This is a genomic window from Halobacillus litoralis (assembly GCF_020524025.1).
GTDB classification, from domain to species: domain Bacteria; phylum Bacillota; class Bacilli; order Bacillales; family Halobacillaceae; genus Halobacillus; species Halobacillus litoralis_D.
The window spans coordinates 50,976-72,138 of sequence record NZ_JAIVKN010000003.1 but is presented as its reverse complement, the minus strand read 5'-3'; the positions used below and the strand labels follow the sequence as shown (position 1 = coordinate 72,138).

The following is a 21,163-nucleotide window of genomic DNA, read 5'->3' as shown; positions in this document are numbered from 1 at the left end:
TTTAATCTATCCATGAACTTCTCCTGATGAATGGATACAACCGGAGTGAATGGAATTTATTACAGAAAGTTTCTGGTCTTATACTAATGGGCATTTATATTTTTTCATTTGTAAGTAACTGACCAAACGAACAGCGGTCAAATAACAACTATAATAATTTCACAAAAACGAAAACTTACTAAAGTCTCAGCCTGTCAACCGCTTATAGATACAGAGTGTAGAAGGGAAGAGGGTGGATCCATAATTCTTCTGTACCATTTTCTTCTTCATACCAATCATGTGTCTATACCAATAGTAGTTGCTGGAATAGGGTAGTTTTATAAGCGCATGGGAGGTGAACAAGCATGGGACGTTTGTTTACACGTTTTTTTGCTGCAGCATTTGCTCTAATTGGTTTTGGGGGAATTGGGTATGGAATTGGCGCAGCTGGTAGTCTTGCAGTTGAGGGAATTGCCAGACAGCCTGAGGCTGCGGGCAAGATTTCAGACTTTATGCTTCGCTACGTTGTCATACCCGAGCTTATTTTAGCGTTCATTCTTACTAGTATCTCTCTTTTAATTCTTTATAAAGGGGAAAGGTGAATCTGTTAACGTAAGAAGTAGATAGAAGAAAGACACTCTATCGGGGTTTCTCTGAATTACCGGTCTTATGGAAGATAGTAACAATCCCCGCAATCCGTTGACTGCAGGGATTGTTTAAGCTTTCTTGTTATTTCTGAACGACGGCCTGCTGAATAATTTATGCTTCTACACTTCTTCATTCGCTGTACGGAAAAAAAGACAGCCCCACTAATAATACGATGATGGAAAATGGAAGAGCAGCAATAATTATTACATATTGTTGAAAAAGGGGTTTATAATTTAAATTATTATACTTTTATTTTATTAAGATAAGAAAAAGAGGGTTATCCTATCGTGGATATAGAAGGTTGCAAATACAAGTCTGGATAGAGAATATCATTTAGATGCAATCCTTCATAAAGTATGAGACGATTCCTTATAAGTCAAACCAGGAGATACGGTAAAGGAAATCTTTAATATAGTCCTTAATATCTTCGCTGCAGCGCACGCGCATTTCAGATCAGTCATAGAAGGAGGTGGACTACGAAATGGTTATAGGAGAGAGTGTCTTGGAACCGGAAATAATTAAGATCGACAGAAAGAAACTGGTTGGAAAATCAAAACAGATGTCTTTAGAGGTGGATACAACGACTGAGTTATGGCAGAGCTTTATGCCTCTTCAAAAGAATATTAGCAATCGCGTTGATCATCGTCTATACAATATGAAAATCTTTGACAGAGGCTATGGTCCAGATAATTTTAACACCCGTACAACTTTTCAAAAATGGGCCGCTGTAGAAGTCTCGGACTATACTAAAGCAACAAGTGAGTTGGAACGTTATGATTTACAGGGGGGATGGTATGCTGTCTTCCTTCATCGTGGCCCTGCGCGCACATTTCATAAAACGCTGCAATACATATTTGAATTATGGCTTCCTTCATCTTGTTATGAATTGGAGGAAAGAGAGCACTTTGAGCGTTTAACAGAAGAGTATCGTCCTGATGATCCAGATGCTGTCGAAGAAATATGGATTCCAATAAGAAAATCAGTAGGAAAGTAAAGAGATACTGAGGAGGAATGAGTGATGAATACGATTCGCTGGGGAATTATTGGATGTGGAGATGTAACGGAAGTGAAAAGCGGACCTGCTTTTCAGCTCGTTGAAAACAGTGCACTTACTGCGGTTATGAGACGAAATGGAGAAAAAGCCAAAGATTATGCCGAACGGCATGGAGTGCCAAAGTGGTATGACAAAGCGGATGATCTCATTCATGATGAAGAAGTGGATGCTGTATATATCGCAACACCCCCATCTTCTCATAAAGCTTACACCTTAATGGCTGCTGAAGCGGGCAAGCCTGTATATGTCGAAAAGCCCATGGCTATGGATACAGAAGAATGCAGACAGATGGTAGAAGCATGTTTCAGACACAACGTCCCTTTATTCACGGCTTATTACCGTCGTACCCTGCCGCGTTTCCAAAAAGTGAAGGAACTTCTGGAAGCTGGAGAAATAGGAGAGGTAAGGTTTACTTCTAGTCAACAGACGCAAAAACAAGTAGAGAAAAACGATGATGGACAATGGCCTTGGAGGGTGCTTCCAGAAGTAAGCGGGGGCGGGTTATTCTATGATGTAGGTGCCCATACATTAGACCTGTTGGATTATTTACTTGGGCCGGTTAAATCTGTGAAAGGAAAGGCGACCAACCTTTCTGCTGATTATCCAGCAGAAGACACTGTAAGTGGGACGTGGGAGTTTGACAGCGGAGTAGTTGGAACTGGTTTATGGAATTACTCTTCTTACAAAAATGAAGACATGAACCGGATTGTGGGGACGAAAGGGGAAATACAGTTCTCAACGTTCGATCATCAACCGGTTAAGCTGATAAAAGAAACGTCTGAACAGTCGTTTATGATTGACCATCCCAAGCATATTCAGTACTACTTGATTGAATCCATCGTCAAACAGCTGCTTGGGGAAGGAACATCTCCGAGTACAGGAGAAACTGCTTTACGTACAAATTGGGTGATGGAAGAATTCGTGAAAGATTATTATCAATGATGGTAATGAACATATGAATAAAGGTGAAAATGTAAAGCCTCGTTTGTATATACAAACGAGGCTTTATTCATGTGGGTTAGATTTTTTCAAGTTCACTTTCATCAAGTAATACCTCAGATTTATCTGGATACGTATTCTCGATATGCTGTTCTCCCCATTCACAGAGCAGATCCAGAACTGGCTTGAGAGACCATCCATATTCAGTTAACTTATAGACTACTTTTGGAGGTACCTGGTTGAAAACAATTCGATCTAAAACACCGTCTTCCTCTAATTCTCTCAACTGCTGTGTCAGCATTTTTTGAGTAATACCCGGCATCAAACGCTTTAGTTCGTTTGTGCGAAGCTCTCTTTTTATTAAGTGACATAAAATGACTACTTTCCATTTGCCCCCGATTACTTCTAACGCCGCTTCAACAGGGATATTGTATTTCTTCATCATATTTCCTTCTTTCTTATAGACTGATTTATCTTTTCGGTCTGTTTAGAAATAGCAAGTATATTTTAAAATACCACATTTACAGTATCTTAACTAACTTTATGCTTTTCATGCAGCTGGGTTTTTATTTGTGGTTTTGACACATTCACCAGTGAAATGATTAGAAGCGGTCATTGGAAACCCCGTTCCTGCACAAAGGTTACTTAAAGGTGCCTACATCACTTAAAAGTACGTACTTTTCATTTAGATTCCCGGCATGCATAATCATTCTTGTACTTCAAAGGTGGTCAATTTTTAAAATAAATGAATCTGGTCGCTTTTTAGTACTTATAGAGCTTTAAAGTGTCTGCAGCACCCTAACGTGCATATCTTTATTCTTTCATTTTTTCCCCATCACAATGATGGGGATTGGAAAACGAAAGGCGCCTTCGTCTTCCAAACATTCTTTATGCTATTAACTCTAATACATGTTCAAAAGGAGAATTAGTCTAATGAGTTCTTATGTAAATACAGCAGATATCCAAAAGGAAAAGGGAGGAACACCTGCCCTGACAGCTTTGGCAATTAGTGCCTTTGGAATTGGAACAACAGAATTTGTACCTGTTGGTTTATTGTCTTCGATTGCGGATGACCTTTCGATTTCAATTACTCTTGCAGGTTTACTCATTTCCGGCTACGCCATGGGAGTAGCTGTAGGAGCGCCGGTGTTGACCGCTTTGACAAGTAAAATGAGTCGGAAATCACTTTTACTATCTTTAATGGTTTTATTTATATTAGGAAATGCGACAGCAGCTATGTCCACGAGCTTTGGTTTACTCCTGATCGCAAGATTTGTCACCGCTTTTTCTCATGGAATTTTCTTTTCTATTGGTTCTACAATTGCTGCAGATTTAGTACCTGAGCATAAACGGGCCAGTGCCATTGCTTTTATGTTTACAGGTTTAACCGTAGCAACAGTAACTGGAGTTCCACTCGGTACATTTATCGGTCAGGCCTTTGATTGGAGAGCAACCTTCTGGGGCGTCGCCCTACTTGGTGTAATCGGAATTATTTCCAGCGCCATATTAGTACCTAAAAACTTGAAAGAAGCCCCACCAGCAAAATTTAGTGAACAGGTAAAAATCTTAAAGAATGGAAAACTTATGCTTGCCTTCATTATTACAGCGCTTGGGTATGGAGGAACATTTGTAGCTTTTACGTATTTGACCCCTTTACTTGAGGACGTTACAGGGTTTAGTTCGAAATGGGTAAGTATTATTCTGCTTGTCTATGGGGTTGCAGTTGCCATCGGTAATGTAGTGGGAGGAAGAGCATCAAATAAAAATCCATTAAAGGCTTTGTTTTGGATGTTTGTCCTGCAGGCTTTCATTCTCTTCGTATTGACTTTTGCTGTGCCTTTTAAAATCGCAGGATTAATTGCAATCTTTATGATGGGCTTATTCGCCTTTATGAGCGTTCCCGGACTACAAGTCCTGGTTGTACATCTTGCTGAGAAATACGTCCCATCTGCTGTAAATGTTGCATCGGCTCTTAATATAGCAGCATTTAATATAGGAATTGCAATTGGTTCGTTTGTTGGCGGCATTATCGTTGATGGGATTGGCCTCATCCACACGCCTTGGATTGGAGCACTGATGGTAGTTGGAGCCGTATTCCTTACAGGGCGGTTAAGAAAATTGGAATCCACATCAGCGTAAGGGTTCTTACAATATATCTATGAGTGTATGTGGCATCAGTGGAATAAGAAAAAACAATAATAAATAAATTCAAAGGAAAAGCTGGGGAGCAGGGACTTAAACTCCTCAGCTTTTTAGTAAAGTAATCGAAAAACAGAATTGGATATCCCTCAAATAACGGATCGTGCGTCTAGTCTATGATTATAGATCTATTCTATTTAGTTCATGCTTTTATGTTTATGAGAATAAATAAAATAGTTCTAGTAGTGTAGATACATAAATTATTTATATTTTAAAATATGATATATTGTCTATTGGCTGTTAACAAAGGCCGGCATTTTAGTACATATGATTTAAAGGAGGACATTGCAGCTTGAATATTAAAAAAATCCACCATGTAGCAATCATTTGTTCGGAATATCATACGTCCAAGGAATTTTACGTGAATACACTCGGTTTTCATGTGATCAATGAAACCTATCGTGAGGAACGTGATTCCTACAAGTTGGACTTGTCTATTAATGGCAGGGATCAATTGGAACTCTTCTCTTTTCCGCAATCGCCATATAGAACGAGTTATCCGGAGGCAAGAGGCTTAAGGCATTTAGCTTTTGAAGTAGAAGAAATTGAAAGCACAAAAAGAGAGTTGGAAGAAAAAGGAGTTGAGGTCGAACCAATCAGGCTGGACCCTGTAACAGGGAAGAGATTCACCTTTTTTAAGGATCCCGATGACCTGCCTTTGGAAATATACGAACACTGACTCGTATTATAGAAATCCGACAAAAAAGATTCGTTGTAGAGGCGGATCTTTTTTTTATGTAATCTATGAGACGTAAATAGAAAGGGACTTATATGTAAAGTTATGTACAGTCTTCTCCCAGTATTTTCATCTACGAAACCGGTTTACAAAATATCGGTGTTTATAGTTAAAAATTCTGAAAAAAGTGTTGAAAACGGATACAACTACATTTATAATCAAGTCAGGGTTATAAATCAATTGATTTTTTTTACGCAATTACGAAACCGGTTTCGTCATTGCGAAAATGGTGAAAAATTTGGTTTAAAACGAAAGGAATTGATCAATGTGAAAAGAAGTTTTCTAGCAATTCTACTATTAAGTTTGACAACTTTCCTTTTTGCCTGCGGCGGGGAAGAAGAATCCGCATCAGGTGATGGAGAAGTTACTCTTGATTTTTGGGTCTTTGGTGCTACGAATTATGAAGACTTAGCAAAAGAGTATGAAAAAGAAAATCCTGGAGTGAAAATTAATATAAAGAACTCTGAATTAGGCGATCACCACGACAGTCTATTTACATCCATCTCTGCTGGAACCGGCGCGCCTGACCTGACGATGATTGAGGTCGACCAGCTGGACCGCTACCGCGAAGCGCAGGATCGTTTCGTAAACTTATATGACTTAGGTGCAGAAGAAGTTCAAGATCAATACTTAGATTGGAAATGGAAGATGGCGGAAAATGGTGAAGGAGATTTCCTTTTCGGACTGCCGACAGACATCGGTCCAAAAGCAATGTACTTTAACACAGATGTATTTGAAGAAGCTGGTCTTCCTACAGATCCAGACGAAGTCAGTGACATGATTACAAACCCTGATCAATTTGCTGAAGCGGCAACAACTGTATTAAAGGAAACTGACAAACCTATGGTTGATAGTATGGAAATGGCTTTCCGTGCGAATATGGATGCGCTTCAAGTCAGTTACTTTAACCGTGATGGTGAGCTGTTGATTAACCAGGAAGATAATGGTGTAAAAGAAGCTTATGATTACGCGGTGGAATTGAATGATAAAGGTGTTGTCGGCTCTTATGAAATGTGGACACCTGAGTGGGCAAATGCACTAAATAAAGGTGACTTTGGAGTCGAAATGGCACCTGCCTGGTTGAAAGGTTACATGACAGAAAACGCACCTGAAGGAGAAGGGAAGTGGAAAGTAACGACGCTTCCTACCGATTTCACTGGAAACTGGGGTGGCTCCTACGTTGCGATCCCATCCGAAACTAAGCATAGTGAAGAAGCTTATGAATTTGCTAAATGGCTGCTGTCTCCTGAAAATCAACTAGAATCCTTTGTCCAAAGTGGTCTATTCCCATCTACTCCAGAAACTTATGAAATGGATGAGTTTGTGAACAATTCTGATGAGTATTTTGGTGGACAGAATACAGCTGCTTATTTCGCTGAGGCAGCTCAGAATATCCCTGAAGTTTACAAAGGACCAAAATATGTAACTGTTAATAATGAAGTGCTTACGGCTTTGAGAAATGTCCAGGAAGGTGCAGACCCTGAAGAAGAGTGGGACGCTGCTGTGACACGTATTGAAGGCTTATTACAGCGCTAATTGATCAAGGGCTGGGTGCCACGCAGCATCCAGCCTTCCTACATAAAAGGAGGGAACAAAGTGGAGAGTGTAGAAAAACGTCAGCATGTTTCCCAATCAAAGTCCACAGCAAAAATGTCTGAAAAGAAAAAAGATATGCTATCGGGATATTTATATATCGCTCCATTCTTTATCATTTTTGGAATTATCGGTCTTTATCCAGCTATTTTTAGTATTGTCCTGGCCTTTCAAAAGTGGAATGGACTTGGAGAAATGGATTTTGTGGGCTTAAATAATTTTGCAATTGTCTTGCAGGACCCATTATTTTGGAAGTCTTTGTATAACACCGTCATTATAGGATTGATGGGAACAGCCCCGCAGTTAATAGTCGGGATCATTTTAGCTTATTTCCTTAATATGGCCGTTATTCGTTTTACAAACTTCTTTAGAGTGACAATCTTTATGCCTTATATCACGTCTATGGTTGCCGTCGCTTTAGTGTTCGGCGTGTTTTTCAGCAGCAGTGAAACGGCACTTGCCAACTATGTGATTGGTTTGTTCGGTCTTGACCCAGTAAGCTGGAAAACATCTGAATGGGGAGCTAAAATTGCCATTTCCTTAATGGTCTTCTGGAGATGGGTTGGATACAACACGATCATTTACCTGGCAGGTCTGCAAAGTATTCCAAAAGATTTATATGAAGCAGCAACCATCGACGGTGCCGGGAAGGTTCAACAATTCCTTCATATAACAATTCCTTTGTTGAAACCATTTATTATTTTGACTGTATTCATGTCAACTGTAGGTGCCCTGCAATTGTTTGCGGAGCCGGCAGTATTCCTTGGATCTTCTGCCTTTAACCGTGATGAAGCGATGACGGTGGTTATGTATCTATACCGTGACGCCTTTAACTTAGGTTCATTCGGAACAGCTTCAGCTACAGCCGTCCTGTTATTAATTATCATCGTCGGTGCAGCAGCTATTAATACATGGTTAACATCTGGTGTCGGCCGTAAGAAGAAAAGGAGGGCGTTTAGCAAATGAGAGGGTTAAAAGGGCTTAAGAAAGGGACACTTCCTGTATATATCGTACTCATCTTTGCCTCGATTTTATCGTTGTTTCCATTCTATTGGATGTTTGTAATGGCGACCAGACCGAGTGCTGCCTATAATTCGATTCCTCCTACGCTTCTGCCGGGAGATCAACTGGTTGCAAACTTCATGAAAGTATTGGATACCATTCCTTTCTTTCAAGCGATGTGGAATACCATTCTATTGTGTACATCTGTAACGGCAGTCGTGCTGGTCATCAGTTCATTGGCTGGATTTGCCTTTGCAAAGTTTCAATTTCCGGGTAAAAACTTTTTCTTTATCCTTATTCTATTGACCATGGTTATTCCGCCTCAACTGGGATTGATTCCACAATATTATCTTGTTTCCCAGCTGGGTTGGTTGGACACTTTACTTGGAGCGGGTGTGCTATTTCTACTCAATCCATTAGGCATCTTTTTAATGCGCCAGTATATCAGCGAATCAGTACCTGATGAATTGATGGAGGCTGCGAAACTGGACGGGTGCTCAAATTTCAGAATCTATCGAAGCATTGTGCTTCCGATCGTCAAGCCTGCTTTTGCTACATTAGGAATCATCGTATTCACCCTTGTTTGGGGAGAATTCTTATGGCAGTTTACGGTCTTACGTGAGCCCGCTTCCTACACCTTGCAGGTTGCTTTGGCATCATTGAATAATGCATTCCGTGTCGACTTCGGTATGTTGTTATCAGGCGTATTCTGGGCAACCGTACCTTTGATTATTATCTTCTTAATCTTTAATCGCTGGTTTATTTCCAGTATTACAGAAGGTTCTATCAAATAATCATACCATTCCTTCTAATTGTTGATACAATAGGTATGAATATACGAGCGGACAGCTTCTAAGGAGAGAACAAGACATGGATTTAACAATTCGCGATATTGCTAAGATGGCTGGTGTTTCTCCAGCTACAGTCTCAAAAATTATCAACAATTATGAAGGAATAAGTGAACGGACCAGGCAGAAAGTCTATAAAGTTATTGAAGATACGAAATATCAGCCGACTTTTTCTGCAAAATCGCTGGCAACAAAAAAATCGAACCTTATAGGCTTGATTTATGCCGGGAAAATCAACGTAGATTTCAAGCACCCTTTCTTTAATGAAGTCGTAAACTCATTCAAAAAAGCGGTAGGATCTCTCGGATATGATCTCTTGTTATTTTCTAATGAGCAATTTTATCAAGGGGAGAGTAAATACCTGGAGAGGTGTAAACATTTTCATGTTGATGGATGCCTGGTTATTGCGGGTGATGAAATTGAAGAAGCTGTCCATGAAATAGCCAAAAGCAATATTCCATCTGTCGGGATCGATTTGAAGCTTGAAGGTCCGAGGTCCAGTTACATCATGACGGATAACGCAAAAATTGGTTCGAAGGTTGTTGAGTATCTATATTTAAATCAAGTACGAAACATTGCTTATATTGGTGGTAAACAAGATTCATTGATTGCCAGCATCCGTAATATCGGCTTTATAGACGCTATGAATCAATTTGGCCTTCCCATTCATAAAGATTGGATTCACTATGGAGACTTCTTTGAAGATAGCGGCTATGAAGCAATGAAAGAAATACTGAGTGGAGACAAGCTGCCACAAGCTGTCTTTGCTGCCTCCGATATGATGGCTCTGGGGGCTTTGAAAGCAATCAAAGAACATAATCTATCTGTTCCAGAAGACATCCAGCTGATCGGCTGTGATGATATTGAGGCCTGCAGGTACAGCAATCCACCGCTGACAACTGTGAAACAAGACAAACAAAAACTCGGAAAACTAGCAGCCTATATGCTTGAGGATCTGATCAAAGATGATCTTAACATTTGTGATGTCAAAGTAGATCCTGAGCTGGTGCCTCGGGGCTCAACAATAGAACTCTAGTTTTTTTAATGGAGGTTACTTGCAATGACAACTATACAATTACCAGAAACATTGAAGTGGGGAGCTGCAACAGCTTCCTATCAAATTGAAGGAGCAGCACATGAAGGAGGACGGACACCTTCCATATGGGATGTCTTTTCTCATGCTCCGGGAAACGTAAAAAATGGAGATACCGGTGATAATGCCTGCAACAGCTATCACAAGTATAAAGAAGATGTGAACCACTTAAGTGAGCTTGGTGTTGACCAATACCGCTTCTCTATTTCGTGGTCTCGTGTCATTCCACAGGGGAGAGGGGAATTGAATCCAGAGGGAATCGCGTATTATCGAAATTTAATTCAAGAACTTCTTGATCACGGCATTGAGCCGATGATTACACTCTATCACTGGGATCTTCCTCAAATCCTACAGGATGAAGGAGGATGGGAAGCACGTGAAACGACGGATGCGTTCCTTGCTTATGCAGAAGCCATGTTTAAAGAGTTTGGCGGACAAGTTAAAAAATGGCTGACGATTAATGAGCCTTGGTGTGCATCCTTTTTATCCAACTACTTAGGAGTCCATGCACCAGGAAAAACCAGCCTGCAGGCAGGTGTGGATGTTGCTCACCATTTGATGCTTGCCCACGGGAAAGCGGTTCAATCATTCCGTGAACTTGTTCCAGATGGTGAAATCGGTTATGCCCCTAACCTTGGTTGGTTAGAACCTTACAGCCCGAGCCAGGAGGATATCGATGCATGTAAGCGTGGGATGATGTGGCAGAAGGAATGGTTTATGGATCCTGTATTTAAAGGTACATATCCAGAAACACTGATCCAGCTTTTTGCTGAACATGGGGCTTCATTGAATGTAGAAGAAGGGGATCTGGAGATAATTTCCCAGCCGATTGATCTCATGGGAATCAATTATTACACGGGAAGTCTAGGCCGCTATAAAGAAGATGGTGGATTGTTCCAAGTGGAAGAAGTTCCTTTGGATGAACGCCGTACAGATATTGACTGGCCGATTTATGCAGAAGGCTTCTATAAAGCTCTTACGGACATTCACCAAACGTATGGCGATGTTCCAATTTATATCACTGAAAACGGCGCCTGCTATAACCACGGAGTGGAAGATGGCAGAGTCTATGATCAGGAGCGCATCGATTATTTAAAGCAGCATTTAACTTCACTCAGCCGCGCAATAGAAGCCGGCGTACCGATTGTAGGCTATATCGTCTGGTCCCTGCTTGATAACTTTGAATGGGCAGAAGGATACGAAAAACGATTTGGAATCATTCATGTCAATTTTGAAACGTTTGAGCGTACTAGAAAAGACAGTTACTATTGGTACAGAGATACTGTGAACAACCATAGTTTCGAAGTATAATTTTTTTTGCCAGGTAGGGAAACCGGTTTCCTTTACCGTGGCGAGCAGCTCATTTAGAATCAAACAGATAAGCAGGATGGTTTTGAAACAGGGCCACCTTGTTTATCTCCCTCGTTATAAGCAGAATATAGTGGTTCTTATAGCGGGGGATTTTTATTTTATAGAGGTAGTCCAGCAGCTTAGAACCTTCATGATGAAAGTTTTATGAATGGGGAATTCTACTCCCATTTTAATACATAACAAGGAGGAGACGTTTTGAAGAAAACTTTCTATTGCTTTATGGTGCTGTTTATCGTTTTAGGAGCTTTTTCACCTGTACAGGCTGATAAATCAGCAGTTGGGGATCTGGCAGAGGATTGGTATGACAAGGATTTATTTGAGGGTTTAAACAACAAGAAAAATGAAAGCGCATCCATGTCGAGGGAAGAATATGCAGTTGTACTCAGTCATCTAGTTGGAGTAGAGAAAAAAGAGGTTATCGAAGCAGTACAGGAGTTGAACAGTAAGAAAGTAAATCTAAAGTCCGCGATCAAACATGAAGAAGCAAAATCCGTGCTATCTGAATTTCTAGCACCTGATTTAGAAGATGATTTTAATCAGCTGAAGGATAGTAATAAGCCCGTAAAGCGTATCGACGTACTTCAGATGGTCGATGGTTTTATCAAAGGCTACTACTATAAAGAAGGAACCTACAAGGAACAGGAAATCAGTGGCAACGCATGGATCAACTCTGATGATGTGAAGCTGACTGACTCGAATATTGATGGGAATTTAGTAATTACCAGTGGCAAAGACATTCTCTTAGAGGAAGTCACTGTTTCAGGCGTCGTTTATATTAATGAAGATATTCAAAACAATGTGAAGACCATTGACTCTGATTTGAACCGCATCGTTGTATATGATGCATCTGAAAAAGAATCAGACTGGTCCCTGGTGTGGTCCGATGAATTTTTGGCCAATGATATCGATCGTTCCAAGTGGGATTATGATATCGGGAATTGGATCATTGGTGATGATGGAGAAGCTATTTCATCGGGATGGGGAAATAATGAGCTTGAGTATTACACAGATTCAAGCGATAACTCTTTCATTGAAGATGGAAATCTTGTCATTAAAGCCAAAAAAGAGCCGGTTACAGACAAATACGGTTCCTATGACTATACTTCTGCAAAACTGAAAACAAAGGGACTCTTTAGTAAGAAGTACGGAAAATTTGAAGCGAAAATGAAGCTGCCGGAAGGAAAAGGGTTTTGGCCTGCTTTTTGGATGATGCCTGAGGATGATGTGTATGGACCATGGCCGACTTCCGGCGAGATTGACATTATGGAAGCTGCCGGAGAAGACCCGGACGCGATTGGTGGAGCGATTCATTTTGGCGAAGAATATCCCGACAATACTTATAAAGCGAAGGATTACCATTTCCCAGAGGGTGAGGACTTCACTGGATACCACACGTATTCTGTCGAGTGGGAGCCGGGGGAAATTCGCTGGTACGTCGATGGAAAACTTTATCAAACAATAAATGAATGGTTTAGTCAAGGTAAAAATCAAGGAGATAAGTATGCGTATCCAGCTCCTTTTGATCAGGAATTCTATCTAATTTTGAATCTTGCTGTCGGTGGATGGTACGGGGGTAATCCAGATGAAACAACAGAATTCCCCGGTGAGATGGAAGTAGACTATGTAAGGGTCTATGAGCTGACTGGTAGAGACTACCGGGAGCCTGTAGAGCCAGTAGTTGAAGAAGAAACGCTTCCTGAAGATGCGAAACAGCCATTAGAAAACGGCAACCTTATCTATGATCAAGAGTATGAGAAAGAATTTACGATTGTGGATCAGCCTGGAAAAGCACTGGATCAAACGTATTGGAACTTTGTAACGCTGCCTGATTTTGGTGGGGAAGGGCACGTTTCTAAAACGAACGTAAATGGTGAAACATTTGCGAAAACAGACATCACTAATCCTGGGAATGCCTTATGGTCGCTGCAGCAGATTCAAAAACTGCCGATCCTGGAGGGTCATACGTACGAGGTGTCGTTTGATGCTAAATCCAATACAAACCGAACATTGATGACCAAAGTCTCTGGTGGAGCAGAGAGAGGCTATGCGAATTATTCTGGTGAAAAGACGATGAATTTAGATGAAAACGTTCAATCGTATAGCTACACATTTAAGTTAAATCAAGACACAGACTTAAGTGCGCGTCTTGAATTTAATATGGGATTAGTTAGTTCAGCACCTGTATGGATTGGAAATGTCCGGGTAGAAGACATTACCGACGAGGTGAAAGATAATAAGTCAAAACCAGCTTTGCCGGATGGAAACCTCATTTATAACGGCACATTCGATCAAGGGGATAGAACCCGCTTAAACTATTGGGAATTAGCTTTACAAGAAGATGCTTCAGCAGATGTAAGCGTATCTGAAGAGACTCGTGAAGCGCATATTCAATCCATTAGTGGAGAGGCAGAACCGGGGGACGTCCTTTTTAAACAAAATGGAATTCCTCTGCAACAGAATCAGGAGTATGAGTTGAACTTTAACGCACGGGCATCAGAGGAGAGAACAATACAAGTGGAACTTGTAAGTGGTGACGGTTCTGTAAGCTATACAGATCCAGAGACTATTTCATTAACGACAGCAATGAACAATCATACCGTGACTTTCCAAATGCCTGAGACCGTTTCTGATGAAGAAGGTCAGCTGCTATTCAAATTAGGCGGTCAATCCGATGAGGTTTATCTTGATGATGTCAGTCTTGTAGATAAAGCTCCTTTAAAAAATGGAGACTTTTCAAGGGGGATGGAATCCTGGTCTTCGTACATTCACTTTGATGCTGGAGCAGATGTATTTGTCAAAGATGAAGCGCTTAATATCGATATCGTAAATGGCGGTAACGAAACGTGGAGTGTATTAGCTGAACAGTCTGGTCTTTCGTTAAGCAAAGATGTGAGTTACACACTTTCCTTTGACGCACGTTCCACATCAGCAAGAGAGATAGAGGTAACGTTGGAAAATGCTGCGTATCATCGATACCTCAGTAAGAAAGCTGCTTTAAGTACTGAAATGAAAACCTATGAGTTTGAGTTTAATATGACGGCAGATGATATGACTTCCTTGAAGTTTTTAATGGGGCAGTTTGGAGAAAAGCATGAAATCGTAATTGACAATGTCTCACTTACTGTAAATTAACTTATAACTACCACGGTCCTTCAAATAAGGGCCGTGGTTTTATATTGTTGCTGAATAGTTACAAATACTAATGAACCGTTGATATTTTTTCGTCTGCTCAATAGTATAGGGGTAGATGAATAGAAAAAGCAGCCGTTATAACAGTTCTATGTTTTTTGGAAGTCAATCAGGAAGTAGTTTTTTTGCAAATAATGGACTCAAGAATTTGAGAGTTGTTTTTAATCATACGCTAAAGTTTCAGAATGACAATTCGCACTCTATCAATTGGTCTAAAGTTTGGAGCTTATATTAGTCGGAAAACGAAATGGAGGCAGTCATAAAATGGTTAACCGGGCATTGAACATTACAGTTACAGAATATGACGAAAACTGGGCTCGATTATTTCAGAAAGAAAAAGAAATCATTAGAGATATGTTTAAGGATGAACTAGTTGAAATCCATCATATCGGAAGTACAGCGGTACCAAAATTAAAGGCTAAGCCCATTATTGATATCATGCCGGTAGTAAAAGATATTACGAAAGTTGATCTATTTAATGAAAAGGTGATGGATATAGGTTATGAGCCCCTTGGAGAGCTGGGTATAGAAGGAAGGAGGTATTTCAGGAAGGGCGGGATAAGCAGGACCCATCAACTACATTTCTTCCAATATGACAACTATTATGAACTTGAGCGCCATCTTGCAGTGCGGGATTATCTGGTTGTACACGAAAAGGACCGGATAGAGTATGGAGAATTGAAGGAAAGTCTGGCTTGTCAATTTCCTAAAGATATTGAAGGGTACAGTGATGGAAAATACCGCTATGTGCAGAATTTGGAGCAGGAAGCTTTGTTATGGAAACGGAAAATGAATTCATGATTTATATTAAATGTAGAGGATAAATCAACATAACATTGCTCTAATCGTCTATAATAATAGTCTATAATAATAGGATAGTAAAATTGATTCATAGAATAATAAACATCTGGGAAGAGGGCATAAAATTAACACATAAGCTTGAAGGGGGAAAGGATATGGACCTTTCAGTACTTTTATCTTTTTTAGGCGTCGCACTTTTACTTACGTTCAGTCCAGGTCCTGATATTTTGTTTGTCATCGCGCAAAGCATCTCCCAAAATAAGAAGGCGGGAATTATAACAGCGCTTGGGTTGTGTACAGGGTTAATTGTACATATCTCTGCTGCAGCACTCGGTGTTTCAGCGGTTATTTACCAATCTGCTATAGCGTTTGATGTAGTCAAATATGCTGGCGCGGTTTACTTACTCTACTTGGCGTGGCAGTCTTTCCGTGATAAAGGGTCCACTTTAATTTCAGAAGGACAGAAAAGTCTTACATATAATTCCTTGTATAAAAAAGGGATTTTAATGAACATTTTAAACCCGAAGGTATCTCTTTTTTTCTTAGCCCTGCTTCCCCAGTTTGTTAATCGTTCTTCAGGTTACGTTCCATTGCAGATGACGCTGCTTGGCGGCATTTTTCTGCTTCAGGCTTTTGGTGTATTTGTACTGGTCAGTCTGCTGTCAGATAAGATACGTTCCTTGCTGATAAGAAATACACAAGTAGCAGGAAAGTTAAATGTCATTCAAGGAACTGTCCTGGGTATAATCGGCCTGCAGATTGCTCTAAGTGAAAAGTGATTCTAAATTCAACGTAAAGAAGAGTGCTGGCTGTAAGCACTCTTCTTTTTGTTAATTATACATAAGCTTCCATTTCTGTAAGAATTAAATTTGCGATGGTTCACAGAGCTTTTTTCTGCAGTCCACCAGTTACCTCATTTATTTCATCAGCAATTAAATTCCATGCTTCCATAGCTTTTTCTTTAGGACCTAGATGCGTAAAGGCATGATAGCAATTGCGGAATACTTCATCTTTAACCCTTACTTGTGCTGCTTTCAGCTTCTCAGCATAATACTCAGCTTCTGGTCTGAACGCGTCATATTCAGCAATAAGGATAAGGGCACTTGCCAATCTATCGACTCTTTCAGCTCTCACGGGGGAGGCAAGGGGGTGCGAGGCTTGTGCTTTTTCAGGTACATAACACTTGTTTAGAAAATTGGCAGGCTGGGGGTATTTAGCACGCCATGGATCTGGTTCTGGTTTATCTGCGTGAGGGGTGACGAAATCCAGCATCGGATAGGACAATATTTGTAGGAGAGGCTGGTCCTCCTCATGTTCTTTGAGGTGAAGGCAGAGCGCTGCAGCAATATTTGCACCTGAACTTTGTCCTCCGACCATGATTTTTTGAGGGTCAATATTCAACATATCTGAATTTTTCTTAATCCATTGGAGAATTTCATAGCTCTGTTCAATGGGTTTGGGAAAAGGATACTCAGGTGCTTTTGAATAGTTGATATTAAAGACTACACACCCTGTTTGTTTAGTTAGAAAGCGGCAGTAGGGGTCGTCCATTTCCTTGTCATTCATAATAAAAGCACCACCGTGAAAATTAATGTAGACAGGGTGGTTTTTATCTATGCTGGTATAAGGGTAATAAACCGTGATTAAAGTGGGTTCCACAGACGTATCTACGATGATATCTTCTCTCTTTTTTACATCATAAATGGGAACCATAGGTGTTTTTTCTGCCTGATTGGGGAAAAGTCGCAGTAATCTTGCAATGAATGTAGAAAGCATATAAGACCTCTTTTTTCATTCATTGTACCCCTTGAGATCCTTGACTAATCCGCTTCTTATGAATATCCAGTAAGGGTGAGGGCTAAAATTAAAACAAGTTATAAATTTTATGTATATGTTTGAGAAGAGGTGACGACAGGTGTGGTTTGCTGTATTGGCTGTACTATCGACCGTGATTCTTTTTTGGCAGAAGGTCACTTTCCCTAAAGAGAGTGATAATTATAAAAGGTCTTATTCCATTATCATTCCGGCAAGGAACGAGGAGAATAACCTTAAACGGCTGCTCCCGTCTCTTTTATCTGCCGATTCACCAGGCAGGGAGATTATTGTCGTGGACGATCATTCTGAAGATCTTACAATGAAAACGGCAGAGGCCTATGGAGTAAAGGTAATCAGCAATCCCCCTCTTCCTGAAGGATGGATGGGGAAATCGTGGGCCTGTTATAACGGAGCAAAACAAGCAAATGGCAAAGCTTTATTCTTTGTTGATGCGGATACGTGGTTTTCTCCGGGTGGTGATTTATCGATTATTAATGAGTTGTACAAAAAAGGAAAGGGTGCGCTGATTACCGTTCATCCTTATCATTATATGAATTCGTTTTGGGAGAAGTTGTCGGCTGTCTTCCATTTGGTTGTTTTCGCTTCCTCAGGGATTACTGCTATGATCCGGAAAAAAGAAGGCTTTCAAGGGGGATTTGGTCCCTGCCTGGCCATTCATACAGAAACCTATTGGAAGTTGGACGGTCATCGCTCGATCAGTGATGAAATCGTAGAGCATCTGGCATTTACAAAGCACGCGCAGTCCAGAGGAATGCTCACATCTGCCTTCAGTGGCAGGAACGCCGTTAACATGCGAATGTATGAAGCAGATCTAAAAGCTGTCATTAATGGGTGGTCAAAAAGTTTTGCTTCCGGTGCTAAGACCGCGTCCCTTGGAATGACAGGTGTCAATATTGTCTGGATTACTCTTGTTCTTTCATTCCTTATAAACATTGAATCAACTGGATGGTGGGGATTTGTTGGATATGGACTACTGGCTTTGTGGTTGTACCGCACGTGGAAACAGATCGGGAACTTCCGGTGGTATGACGGTCTCTTATTTCCTCTCTATTTCTTTTTCTTTGTACTTGTATTTATCTATTCTCTTCTGAAAACCTTCTTTATTAAAGAGACGATGTGGAAAGGACGACAGATTGTAAGGAAGAGGAGAGAGTCATCATGATGGTATGGATAAATATTGCTGTATGGGTAGTCATCCACCTGACAATCAGTGTAATGGTTTTTCTGTCTCCACCATCGTTTATTCAAATGTTTTCTCGAGTATTTTCGCCGTGTAAATGGGAAAAACATGGGAGGTTCTATGAACATTTTTATATTAAGAAGTGGAAGAACCGCCTACCTGAAGCTAGAAAATGGATGAATAAGGGACGAGGGAAAAAAGCCATGTCTATTAGAGATCCTGAACAGACGGAAATCTTTTATCTGATGACTAACCGTTCGGAAATATCGCATTGGCTTCAGATACTTCCTGCCCCTCTTTTCTTTTTGTTTAATCCAGTATGGGCAGGATGGATTATGGTGGCTTATGCTTTGTTATTTAACCTGCCTTTCATTATGATCCAACGCTATAATCGAGCACGTCTCTGGAAAGTGCATTCGAATAAGGGCTTGCGCAGGGAGTTGGAAAAACGGCTCATTCAAACAGAGTAAATAGGATGCTCTTTAATGATAAGATAGTAATGCTTCTTATTCCCTTGGGGATCGGTCATTTGAGGGCCGCTTTCATAGGAGATTACAACCGGGGGAGTCTTAGTGAAGGGAACGTCCCCTTCTATATCTAAAACTCGTGTAAGTGGCGTTGCTGCCTTCCGAATTCATACTTATGATTGTTAATTCCTTTTTCTAGAGCCCAGACACCTTTTTACAGGGGCACATAACCTATGGGGAGAAGGAAGGGAGCGATCGGCTTGGATCGAATCTATCATTATGGACACGGCACCTATGTACCGGGGTACGGCTATCATCATGGGCACGGTACGTATGTTCCGGGGTACGGTTATCACCATGGGCACGGTACGTATGTTCCAGGATACGGGTACCATCACGGGCATGGCAGCTACGTACCTGGATACGGGTATCACCATGGACACAGCGGTTATTCACCTGGTCTTGGATTCCATCACGGATACGGGACGTATTATTAGTATAAAAACAAAGAAGTGATGACGCAATCTCCTCAACTACTTTAAATGAGTAGATTTACTAAACACTATACTGCCCTGCAGTATAGTGTTTCTTTTTGATAATCCTGAAGTGATCTGTGATGAAATATAAAGAAAATAGTCTTTAATAACTTTTTACATAAAGGGCACATCCATTTCTTTTTTTTATACGTATGCTTAATAAACCGTGAAGGATTTGATCAAAAAAGATATAATTGGAGAACCATGGATTTAAAAGGAGATTCTTGAATGGCGAAACAGACAGATTTGGAATTATATGAGCTAATAAAGACCAAAGATAAATCAGCCCTTGAAACTCTCTACAGCCGTTATGAAAAACTACTGTACTCCTTTGCTTATCGGATGACGAATGATAAGCAGGCAGCGGAAGAAGTGATGCAGGATGTGTTTGTAAAGTTGTGGCGTGGAAGAGGTGCCGGGCATTATGTTAAAGAACGGGGGAAGTTCTCAAGCTGGCTTTTGACTATTACCCGCAATGCATCCATTGATCTTCTAAGAAAGAAGAAGGTACAAGAAGTGGAGTGGGATGGAAGAGACTCTCTAAATGAAGATCTGCCCGGGGTGGAACAAGTCATTGAAGATAAAGAAGAACGCGATCAGCTGCGTAATGCCATAGATACACTGCCGGATGAACAGCAGCGAATGATCTGTTTGTTTTATTTTCAAGGGTTATCCCAGCGGGAAATCGCTGAAAAGTGTGACATCCCGTTAGGAACGGTCAAAGGTAGAGTACGCTTAGCCTTAAAGAAGCTGCGTGAACATCTAGAGAAAGAAGGTGGGATCGTCCATGAACGATAAATATTGCGGTAAAATAATAGATTATATAAACGATCAACTCACAGATAAAGAAAAACAGGAGTTTGAGAAACATTTGAATGAATGTCCTGATTGTCAGGAGGAACTGCAGGAATTAGAAGATCTTATGGGGGACATCCCATCTTATATGAATGAAGTGACTCCACCTCCAGGTATGAGAGAACGTGTTCTGGATGAAGTTTTCTCAGAAGAGGATTCCAAGTCTGATGAACCTTTGAGAATAGAAAAGAACGCTCGAACGGGTAAATGGAAGGCTTGGGCAGGTGCGCTTGCTGCAGGGTTATTGCTTTCTATTGGTGTGAATGTATTTACTGGTATCCAATTAAACCAGCTTGCTTCTCAAAACGAAAAGTTGGAATCAAACCTTACAGACATTCAAGTAGCCTTATCAGAACTTCAAGAGAGGCAGACAGATCAGTCTTCTCCAGTCAAACCTTCACAGCGCACACAACTTGCTTCGACAGGAGAGGGTGGAGGAGAAGGACTGGCCACCTTGATTGAACGGAAGATTGGTCAGGAGCTTCTTATCCAAGTGCAGGATCTGGCTCAACTTGAAGGGGATGAAGTGTATCAAGTATGGCTGATTGATGGAGAGACCCCTGAGCCTGCCGGGTCCTTTATGACGGATGCTTCCGGAAACGGTGCCGTTACATTTACCCTTGAGGAAGACGGAAATAAATCTTGGGATGCGATCGCTGTATCGAAAGAACCACAGCCGAATAATACAACCCCTCAAGGTGATATTGTTCTTCAGTCAGAATTATAGGTTAAAATTATGAAAAACCCCTGCATGTATGTGCAGGGGTTTTTTAATTTATTCGGAACAGGAGCGGTGTGCATCTTACCATTCGTATCCGTCTGTGGAAAGATGCGGGA

At 40.8% G+C, this 21,163-nt stretch carries 20 protein-coding genes; 18 read left to right on the top strand and 2 right to left on the bottom strand.

Features of this window, described 5'->3' with window-relative positions; translation table 11 throughout:
- Nucleotides 1-344 precede the first annotated feature (344 nt).
- The 3 genes from LC036_RS11935 to LC036_RS11925 all read left to right on the top strand — a co-directional run bounded on the left by LC036_RS11935 (nucleotide 345) and on the right by LC036_RS11925 (nucleotide 2,623).
- A complete protein-coding gene (locus LC036_RS11935; protein ID WP_226582733.1) occupies nucleotides 345-581 on the top strand; it encodes a F0F1 ATP synthase subunit C in 237 nt (78 codons plus the stop codon).
- Nucleotides 582-1,129: 548 nt separating this feature from the next.
- The gene (locus LC036_RS11930; RefSeq protein ID WP_226582730.1) at nucleotides 1,130-1,621 is read left to right on the top strand and encodes a GyrI-like domain-containing protein; all 492 of its coding nucleotides are present in this window, start codon (nucleotides 1,130-1,132) and stop codon (nucleotides 1,619-1,621) included.
- A gap of 24 nt (nucleotides 1,622-1,645) precedes the next feature.
- Nucleotides 1,646-2,623, top strand: a complete 978-nt coding sequence (locus LC036_RS11925) for a Gfo/Idh/MocA family protein (protein ID WP_226582727.1) — start codon at nucleotides 1,646-1,648, stop codon at nucleotides 2,621-2,623.
- Nucleotides 2,624-2,699: 76 nt separating this feature from the next.
- On the opposite strand, the gene LC036_RS11920 is transcribed toward LC036_RS11925, so the two are convergent.
- Nucleotides 2,700-3,062, bottom strand: coding sequence for a winged helix-turn-helix transcriptional regulator (locus tag LC036_RS11920; RefSeq protein ID WP_226582724.1), 363 nt, complete (start codon nucleotides 3,060-3,062; stop codon nucleotides 2,700-2,702).
- A gap of 491 nt (nucleotides 3,063-3,553) precedes the next feature.
- Between LC036_RS11920 and LC036_RS11915 the strand changes: the two genes are divergently transcribed.
- From LC036_RS11915 to LC036_RS11870, 10 genes are all read left to right on the top strand, one after another.
- Nucleotides 3,554-4,759, top strand: a complete 1,206-nt coding sequence (locus LC036_RS11915) for an MFS transporter (protein WP_226582721.1) — start codon at nucleotides 3,554-3,556, stop codon at nucleotides 4,757-4,759.
- A 352-nt stretch (nucleotides 4,760-5,111) separates the two neighbouring features.
- Nucleotides 5,112-5,498, top strand: a complete 387-nt coding sequence (locus tag LC036_RS11910; RefSeq protein ID WP_226582718.1) for a VOC family protein — start codon at nucleotides 5,112-5,114, stop codon at nucleotides 5,496-5,498.
- 315 nt (nucleotides 5,499-5,813) lie between these two features.
- Nucleotides 5,814-7,091 (top strand): ABC transporter substrate-binding protein, encoded by a 1,278-nt coding sequence (locus LC036_RS11905; protein WP_226582715.1) that lies wholly within the window; start codon nucleotides 5,814-5,816, stop codon nucleotides 7,089-7,091.
- A 114-nt stretch (nucleotides 7,092-7,205) separates the two neighbouring features.
- Nucleotides 7,206-8,114 (top strand): carbohydrate ABC transporter permease, encoded by a 909-nt coding sequence (locus tag LC036_RS11900; RefSeq protein WP_226583893.1) that lies wholly within the window; start codon nucleotides 7,206-7,208, stop codon nucleotides 8,112-8,114.
- Complete coding sequence (locus LC036_RS11895) at nucleotides 8,111-8,944, top strand: carbohydrate ABC transporter permease (RefSeq protein ID WP_226582712.1); 834 nt, start codon at nucleotides 8,111-8,113, stop codon at nucleotides 8,942-8,944. The genes LC036_RS11900 and LC036_RS11895 overlap by 4 nt, the downstream gene beginning before the upstream one ends.
- Nucleotides 8,945-9,020: 76 nt before the next feature.
- Nucleotides 9,021-10,034: a LacI family DNA-binding transcriptional regulator gene (locus tag LC036_RS11890; RefSeq protein ID WP_226582709.1), complete on the top strand. Its 1,014-nt coding sequence runs from the start codon at nucleotides 9,021-9,023 to the stop codon at nucleotides 10,032-10,034.
- Nucleotides 10,035-10,058: 24 nt separating this feature from the next.
- On the top strand, nucleotides 10,059-11,402 hold the full coding sequence (locus LC036_RS11885; RefSeq protein ID WP_226582706.1) for a GH1 family beta-glucosidase: 1,344 nt from the start codon (nucleotides 10,059-10,061) through the stop codon (nucleotides 11,400-11,402).
- A gap of 255 nt (nucleotides 11,403-11,657) precedes the next feature.
- Nucleotides 11,658-14,594, top strand: a complete 2,937-nt coding sequence (locus LC036_RS11880) for a carbohydrate binding domain-containing protein (protein WP_226582703.1) — start codon at nucleotides 11,658-11,660, stop codon at nucleotides 14,592-14,594.
- 336 nt (nucleotides 14,595-14,930) lie between these two features.
- On the top strand, nucleotides 14,931-15,452 hold the full coding sequence (locus LC036_RS11875) for a GrpB family protein (protein ID WP_226582699.1): 522 nt from the start codon (nucleotides 14,931-14,933) through the stop codon (nucleotides 15,450-15,452).
- 155 nt (nucleotides 15,453-15,607) lie between these two features.
- Nucleotides 15,608-16,231: a LysE family translocator gene (locus tag LC036_RS11870; protein WP_226582696.1), complete on the top strand. Its 624-nt coding sequence runs from the start codon at nucleotides 15,608-15,610 to the stop codon at nucleotides 16,229-16,231.
- Nucleotides 16,232-16,331: 100 nt separating this feature from the next.
- Here the strand turns inward: LC036_RS11870 and LC036_RS11865 are convergent, their stop codons facing one another.
- Entirely contained in the window at nucleotides 16,332-17,228 is an 897-nt protein-coding gene (locus LC036_RS11865) for an alpha/beta hydrolase (protein ID WP_226582693.1), read from the bottom strand.
- Nucleotides 17,229-17,367: 139 nt separating this feature from the next.
- Between LC036_RS11865 and LC036_RS11860 the strand changes: the two genes are divergently transcribed.
- The 5 genes from LC036_RS11860 (at nucleotide 17,368) to LC036_RS11840 (ending at nucleotide 21,053) form a co-directional block, all read left to right on the top strand.
- Nucleotides 17,368-18,450, top strand: a complete 1,083-nt coding sequence (locus LC036_RS11860) for a glycosyltransferase (protein ID WP_226582690.1) — start codon at nucleotides 17,368-17,370, stop codon at nucleotides 18,448-18,450.
- A complete protein-coding gene (locus tag LC036_RS11855) occupies nucleotides 18,447-18,938 on the top strand; it encodes a glycosyl-4,4'-diaponeurosporenoate acyltransferase (protein WP_226582687.1) in 492 nt (163 codons plus the stop codon). The genes LC036_RS11860 and LC036_RS11855 overlap by 4 nt, the downstream gene beginning before the upstream one ends.
- Before the next feature lie 230 nt (nucleotides 18,939-19,168).
- Nucleotides 19,169-19,432 carry a hypothetical protein gene (locus LC036_RS11850; RefSeq protein ID WP_226582685.1) on the top strand — a complete coding sequence of 88 codons (264 nt, stop codon included), beginning with the start codon at nucleotides 19,169-19,171 and terminating at the stop codon, nucleotides 19,430-19,432.
- 267 nt (nucleotides 19,433-19,699) lie between these two features.
- Entirely contained in the window at nucleotides 19,700-20,269 is a 570-nt protein-coding gene (locus LC036_RS11845; protein WP_226582683.1) for an RNA polymerase sigma factor, read from the top strand.
- Nucleotides 20,259-21,053, top strand: coding sequence for an anti-sigma factor (locus LC036_RS11840; protein ID WP_226582681.1), 795 nt, complete (start codon nucleotides 20,259-20,261; stop codon nucleotides 21,051-21,053). The genes LC036_RS11845 and LC036_RS11840 overlap by 11 nt, the downstream gene beginning before the upstream one ends.
- Nucleotides 21,054-21,163: the final 110 nt, after the last annotated feature.

What these genes read in the sequence shown, in the direction of transcription:
- LC036_RS11935 (WP_226582733.1), top strand. Translation starts at nt 345, where the DNA reads ATGGGACGTTTGTTTACACGTTTTTTTGCTGCAGCATTTGCTCTAATT.
- LC036_RS11925 (WP_226582727.1), top strand. Translation starts at nt 1,646, where the DNA reads ATGAATACGATTCGCTGGGGAATTATTGGATGTGGAGATGTAACGGAA.
- LC036_RS11920 (WP_226582724.1), bottom strand. Translation starts at nt 3,062, where the DNA reads ATGAAGAAATACAATATCCCTGTTGAAGCGGCGTTAGAAGTAATCGGG.
- LC036_RS11915 (WP_226582721.1), top strand. Translation starts at nt 3,554, where the DNA reads ATGAGTTCTTATGTAAATACAGCAGATATCCAAAAGGAAAAGGGAGGA.
- LC036_RS11900 (WP_226583893.1), top strand. Translation starts at nt 7,206, where the DNA reads ATGTCTGAAAAGAAAAAAGATATGCTATCGGGATATTTATATATCGCT.
- LC036_RS11895 (WP_226582712.1), top strand. Translation starts at nt 8,111, where the DNA reads ATGAGAGGGTTAAAAGGGCTTAAGAAAGGGACACTTCCTGTATATATC.
- LC036_RS11890 (WP_226582709.1), top strand. Translation starts at nt 9,021, where the DNA reads ATGGATTTAACAATTCGCGATATTGCTAAGATGGCTGGTGTTTCTCCA.
- LC036_RS11885 (WP_226582706.1), top strand. Translation starts at nt 10,059, where the DNA reads ATGACAACTATACAATTACCAGAAACATTGAAGTGGGGAGCTGCAACA.
- LC036_RS11870 (WP_226582696.1), top strand. Translation starts at nt 15,608, where the DNA reads ATGGACCTTTCAGTACTTTTATCTTTTTTAGGCGTCGCACTTTTACTT.
- LC036_RS11865 (WP_226582693.1), bottom strand. Translation starts at nt 17,228, where the DNA reads ATGCTTTCTACATTCATTGCAAGATTACTGCGACTTTTCCCCAATCAG.
- LC036_RS11855 (WP_226582687.1), top strand. Translation starts at nt 18,447, where the DNA reads ATGATGGTATGGATAAATATTGCTGTATGGGTAGTCATCCACCTGACA.
- LC036_RS11850 (WP_226582685.1), top strand. Translation starts at nt 19,169, where the DNA reads ATGGGGAGAAGGAAGGGAGCGATCGGCTTGGATCGAATCTATCATTAT.
- LC036_RS11845 (WP_226582683.1), top strand. Translation starts at nt 19,700, where the DNA reads ATGGCGAAACAGACAGATTTGGAATTATATGAGCTAATAAAGACCAAA.
- LC036_RS11840 (WP_226582681.1), top strand. Translation starts at nt 20,259, where the DNA reads ATGAACGATAAATATTGCGGTAAAATAATAGATTATATAAACGATCAA.